The sequence below is a fragment of the Geitlerinema sp. CS-897 genome, from assembly GCF_028368005.1.
GTDB classification, from domain to species: Bacteria; Cyanobacteriota; Cyanobacteriia; order Cyanobacteriales; family Geitlerinemataceae; genus Baaleninema; species Baaleninema simplex.
This window is the reverse complement of record NZ_JAQNCQ010000098.1, coordinates 1-5,632: the sequence shown is the minus strand read 5'-3', so window position 1 is coordinate 5,632 and position 5,632 is coordinate 1. Positions and strand designations below refer to the sequence as shown.

Below are 5,632 nucleotides of genomic sequence, written 5' to 3'. Positions count from 1 at the left end.
TTGTGGAAGGTTTAAACAACAAGTTAAAGCTGATTAAACGCAAAGCTTATGGATTTCGTAATTTCTGCAACTTTGAGCTTAGGAGTCAGCTTTCTATGATTTTTTCAGATTGATTCTGCATCTTAAGTTCGGAAGAGCCACTTTTCATAGGGTTCACTGAGGTGGGTGATGCTTTCTCAGTTTTCCTTATCGAGCGCTCGACCTCAACGATCGGCACTCTCTTTTCCCAGTTTTGTCTAAACTTTAGATGAGTACGTCAACCACTTTTCTCGTTTTTACAACGCCAAAGGTTTCGGCGGTTCAATGCAAATGAGACTTGCACCTTCAGGAGCCACTTCTTTCGGTTTTAGCATTTCCCACTGACGAAATGGAATTTTGGCTTTTTTCAACAGTTTTACTTCCCATTCGTAAGATGCAAATCGTTCGTTAGTTTCGATGGTCGATTCCATTTTTTCGACCACTTCGCAAAGGCGATTGAAAACTGTCTTTCGACCGTCATCGGAAATCATAAACAAAAACCGATCGATTTCAGAAGGTTTGATAACTGAAGTTGGTAGTGATTCCACCCATCGATCGAAGTTTGAATTCAAATTAACTAATTTAGATCGGAACTTCTCGAAAACTGTATTTTCCGTTTGAGACGGATCTTTCCATTGATAAATTTTCGTTAATCGAGAAAGATCGATCAATTTTTGAAGGTTAGGATGCAAGTACATCTCCGGATTGGAGGTTAAAAGAATATCGATATATTTGGTGAGGCGATCGCGGATTTGCAGTTTGCCTTCTTGCAAGCGGCGCAATGCGGTATCGTACTCTCCAAGTTCCAAGTAGCATCGCGTTTCTGCTAAGTAAGCAAAACAGAGAGTTAACAGATATTCATCGCTGATTTGACTGTTACATTTCAGTTCTTTATCTGCGAGGTCTGTATAGATATGCTCGGCTTCGAGAAAACGGTTAATGGCTTGCAGTGCACTACTGCGGCGATTGTTTGGTTCAGCCATTAAAAACGCATTTTGCGCTAAGTCTAACGCCGCTCGAAAGTTTGCATAAAAAGTTAAATCGATTTTTTTGTCGATTTTTTCAATCTCTTTTTGTATTCGTTTTAAACGTTTTTCAATAAATTTTACTTGTTTATAAATTAACGAAAACCCAATAACTGAAACTCCTAATGTGAGCATACTCGTTGCTGTGATAAGTGGCATTCCGCTGGGAAATGTAAAACCATTTTGTGAATCAACCACTGCTTCTTTTAGCCACATCTTGATTCGTCCGTTCTCGTGTTGAATGACGCCACCTTTGCGAACGAGCGTTCCATCGGCTAAACCTTTAGCAATCTCAGTAGGAAGATCGAAGGTGATGTTAAGGGTTTCCATGAGTTGTTTTTGTCGGTTGAGGCTGGACTTGAGAGAAACTGACTCTCTATAATCTCTCGCTGAAAAATCGCGATTTTTACGGAACGGCGACGATTTTGTAATATTACGTTACAAAAAAGGCGTTTGGAGAATTGAGAAGCGTGAGAGAGTAAGTTTTCTAATTCTCGTTATCTCCTCATTGTATCATTTTATTGCCTGGTAAGAAGCAAGGCGATCGCCAGAATACCCTCCTTGCAATCTCAGCTCACATTACTGCCAACTTCCAATCAACAAAAACGGCGACCAAACCCCAGGGTGGTTGTTTTCCAAACTATCGATCGCCTTCAATTGTGCTTGACGTAATGCTTCGGCTTTCGTCGTTCCCGGCGTTCCCAATTGGCGGTAAAACTCCTCAACCAAAGGAACTGTTGCCGAATCGTTAATAAACCACAAACTCGCTAACGCACTTTTCGCCCCAGCCCGCACAGCAACTCCCGCAATTCCCAACGCCGAGCGATCGTCACCTGCGGCAGTTTGACAGGCACTCAATACTAACAGTTCTAACGGTGAAAGATTGCCCGCCCCCGAAGTCCGACGCGATCGCAACAACGCATCCATCTCTTCAATGGTGATGCGATCGTCGTACGCCAACAAAAACGTACTGTCAGAATCGACGCCGAACTTCCCATGCGTCGCCATGTGGACGATCGAATAATTCTCCTCGTTCAAGCGATTCTCGAAATTCTCTACTGTAAACTCGTCGTCCAACAGTGCCGTTCCGCCGATAATCTCCTGTACGCCCTTCACTTCAGACTCGACACTGTTGAGGGGCGCAAAAGGCGGTACTTCCACCGTCAACCCTACGATGAGGGCGTTTTTGCGCGTTAACTGGCTCTCGGAAGCGATGGTTAACTGCAAACTCGGCGTCGTCGCCAAAGCATATTTTTCCACGAGGAACGATTCGCCGTCGTACAACGCCGCCACGGGAGTTTTCCGCAACACGCCGTCTTGCACGAATACCAGGGTTTGCGGGGCGATCGCGGCTAAGTCAGCTTCCAACGGACGTACCAGCAAATCGTACAACCGTGTGGCTTCGGCTAAGTATTCGTTGGTTCCCCGTTTTTCGAGGAGGCTACGGAAGCGGTTGACATCCTCTTGTAATTCCTCGGCGGTGACGGACACGCTGTAATCTGATAGGGTTCCGTCAGCTCGTTGCAGTAAAATTGCGGTGCGATCGGGCAAAATAACCGTGTAGACGACTGCTGCGTTCGGATCGGCGAGGCGTCCGTCTTCTAAGAGGATCGACTGCGATACTTCTACGCATTCGTCGCCGAAAAAGTTTTGCAACTCTGCCAGTTTCAGCAGTTCGAGTACGTCGAGAACTTCTTGAAGTTTCTGCTGTTTTTCACCGGGGGTGTCGGGGTTTAATAGCAAGGCAATGAGTTCCCGATAGACGGGTTCGACAGAATCGCGAAAGTCGAATTGCACGTCTTGGCTGGTGGCGATGATGTCGCTTCGGATGCTTTGTAAGGTGGCGATCGCGTTGCGATAGGCAGTCAGAGATCGAGATAATTGGTTCGTGGCGTTGTAAATGCGTCCGGCTTGCCACTGCCAGCGATAGAGACTGTCGGAAGCGTTCACCTGCTGGGCGGCGAATTGGGCGCGTTGGGTGAGTGCGAGCGCTTTCTCGTATTCTTGGTTATTTTCGTAAGTTTCTCCGAGAGTGCCGAGGGCGAAGGATTCTGCCCGTCGATCGCCAATCTCGCGAGAAACGGCGATCGCCTGTTGCAAAAGCTCGATTTTAAGCGATCGCTCGGTAGTCTCGTCGAGATCGACCGCGAGATCGATGGACGCGAAAGCCTTGTGGCGAGAGTTGGGTTCGCGGGCTAACAGCTCGAGAACACGCGATCGATTGGCTTCGATCTCGCGAGGATCGGGATCTTGAAACTCTTGCAACAGGCGATCGTAATTCAATAACGCTCGAACCTGCGTCATCCCGCCAATGGCTTCGCTGGCGGCAACACTTCGATTCACCACCTCTAACATTGCGGCGATATCTGCATCGATCGCCGTCTCGAGGCGTTCGGCGTCTTCAAATTCCCCTTCCGAACGCGCGACGCTGGCTTGATAGCGGTAGCGACGAATGCGACTGGCGTAGACGTTCCCCAGGTTGTTGAGGGCAGTGGCGACGAAAACGTCCAGTTCGAGGGGTCTAGCGAGTTCTAAACTGGTTTCGTGGGCGTCGATGGCGTCTTCGTATCGTCCCAAAGTCCAGTAGGCGTTGCCCAAGCTGCCGTAAATCGCGGCTTGCGTTTCGCGATCGCCGGTGGCTTCGGCTAACGTCAGGGCTTCTCGCAACAGACGGATCGCCCGTTGGTGTTGTCCGAGAGCATCGTAGGCTTGGCTTTGTTCGGTGAGGAGTCGGGCGATTTGTCCTTCAGTATCTGGCTGCGATCGCGCGATCTCGAGGGAGCGTTCCCAGTGGAGTATCGCGTCTTGAAGTCGTCCTAATTTGTGGCTGGCGGTGGCGAGATTGCTGTGAAGGATGGTGAGATCTCGGGGACTGAGGGGGAATTCGAGGGCATCTTCCCAAAGGTCGATCGCCTGTTGGTAATCGCCGACACGGTAGCGTTCTAAACCGCGATCGACTAAAGTAACGGCAGCATCCGACGGGGTTTCAGAAGAGACGTCAAGCCAAGTCGGACGAGATTCTACAGCAGCTTGCGTCAACGGTGGAACGCTCCACGCCATCAGACAAGTTAACGAGACGAAACCGGACGTGCGAAGCAAGTGGCGAACAAACAACATCGTCAATACAAAACAAATAAGTTGGGTCTTTAACTGGGTTCGATGCGATTTTGCAAGGTTTCTGCACTCACTCCGACCGCAAAACCGAGATAGCGATCGCTTTCCTCCAAGCGTATAGCAGTCACGTTGGATAGGTTAGAAAATAATCCGTCGTCTGAAAAGCGATCGAAATTATTCTCTAATACCGCGCGATTGAGGGAAACGGTTTCAAACCTTAAATCGTCTACCCTCAACCCGTCTGTCAGCAGAATGCGATCGCTCCGTTGAAAATCCACCAACCAATCGGCGTTTTCGGGACGAGTGCGGCGTCCGTCGGCGATCGCGACATCCCCCCGCAATACAAACATATCCGAACCGTCACCTCCTTCGAGTTGGTTCGCCCCGCGATCGCCTGTTAGAGTATCGTCACCGTCACCCCCTTCGAGGCGATCGTTCCCGCCTCCCCCAAAGAGCATATCGTCGTCGTCGTTTCCCAAAACGCGATCGTCGCCGCGATTTCCATTGAGAATATCGTCGCCGTCGTCTCCAAACAAATCGTCGTCGTCTCGTCCCCCGAGAATCGTGTCCTCGTCGTCGCCGCCGTAAATTCGATCCTCGTCGCGGTTTCCAAAAATCAAATCCTCGCCGCTGCGTCCCCGTAACAGATCGTCGCCGTCAAACCCCGAAATCGTATCGTCTTCAGAACTTCCCCGAACGTTATCCGAATCCTCGTCTCCTCGAAATCTCCGAGTTGTCGAATCGACAAACCGCACGTTCGGCTCTTCGATGACGATAACATCGCGAATTCCCGTTTCCAGTGCGTCGTCTGAAATTCCCACCCCCGACTCGAAGACGAATCCCGACGGCGAAGAAATGCGCGTAAAGTTGCCTTGAGGGTCGATAACGAGAATATCGGGTTGCGTTCGGCGGACTTCCTCTACCGAACCCACATCGAAGAACAGTTCTGCGTCGCCGAAGGGATTGTCGATAATCGGAGGCGTGACGAGGCTGTTGGTGACAGTGGTACGACTGGGGGGATTAACGCCGCCGATATTGACGGTGAGCGCACCGCCGTCTACAGAAACGAAAACATCGCCGCTTCCGAAGGAAAAGCCAGATCTCGATACGCGCATGGTGGGTTGTGGCGAACTCGATACTTCTATTGTAGGAACTGGGATTTGGGATGTGGGGCGATGGGGGTTTCGGGTCGAAGTATGAAAAAATATAACAATTTTAGGAATTTTCCGTAAAATAGTCTAAAAAATACCGAGATATTGAACGGGGTATTTTTTAAGTTTGATAAAACGTCAATTTTTGCAAAAAATTCGGGTGCATCTCACTTTCGTAAATAGAGCTTGCTGAATAAGTCTCCAGAGCGAATTCTGATGCCGTACAGCTTGCCCAATGGTCGTTTTGGACTCTAGCTTCCCAATTGAATCGGTAATCGCCGACGAAAATCCAAGGTTTTTGAGCTTCTCGATCGGAAAACCTTG

The 5,632-nt window shown here is 49.3% G+C and carries 4 protein-coding genes; 1 reads left to right on the top strand and 3 read right to left on the bottom strand.

All coding sequences use genetic code 11. The features are described 5' to 3' along the window. Window positions 1–113: transposase (locus tag POG22_RS05950; protein ID WP_498903168.1), on the top strand; the 113-nt coding region annotated here is incomplete at its 5' end. Between the two features lie 162 nt (window positions 114–275). Here POG22_RS05950 and POG22_RS05945 read toward each other — a convergent pair. The 3 genes from POG22_RS05945 to POG22_RS05935 form a co-directional block, all read right to left on the bottom strand. Further along, complete coding sequence (locus POG22_RS05945) at window positions 276–1,373, bottom strand: hypothetical protein (RefSeq protein ID WP_498904151.1); 1,098 nt, start codon at window positions 1,371–1,373, stop codon at window positions 276–278. 249 nt (window positions 1,374–1,622) lie between these two features. Then, a complete protein-coding gene (locus tag POG22_RS05940) occupies window positions 1,623–4,160 on the bottom strand; it encodes a CHAT domain-containing protein (protein ID WP_498904149.1) in 2,538 nt (845 codons plus the stop codon). 29 nt (window positions 4,161–4,189) lie between these two features. Further along, the gene (locus POG22_RS05935; protein WP_498904147.1) at window positions 4,190–5,272 is read right to left on the bottom strand and encodes a calcium-binding protein; all 1,083 of its coding nucleotides are present in this window, start codon (window positions 5,270–5,272) and stop codon (window positions 4,190–4,192) included. Window positions 5,273–5,632: the final 360 nt, after the last annotated feature.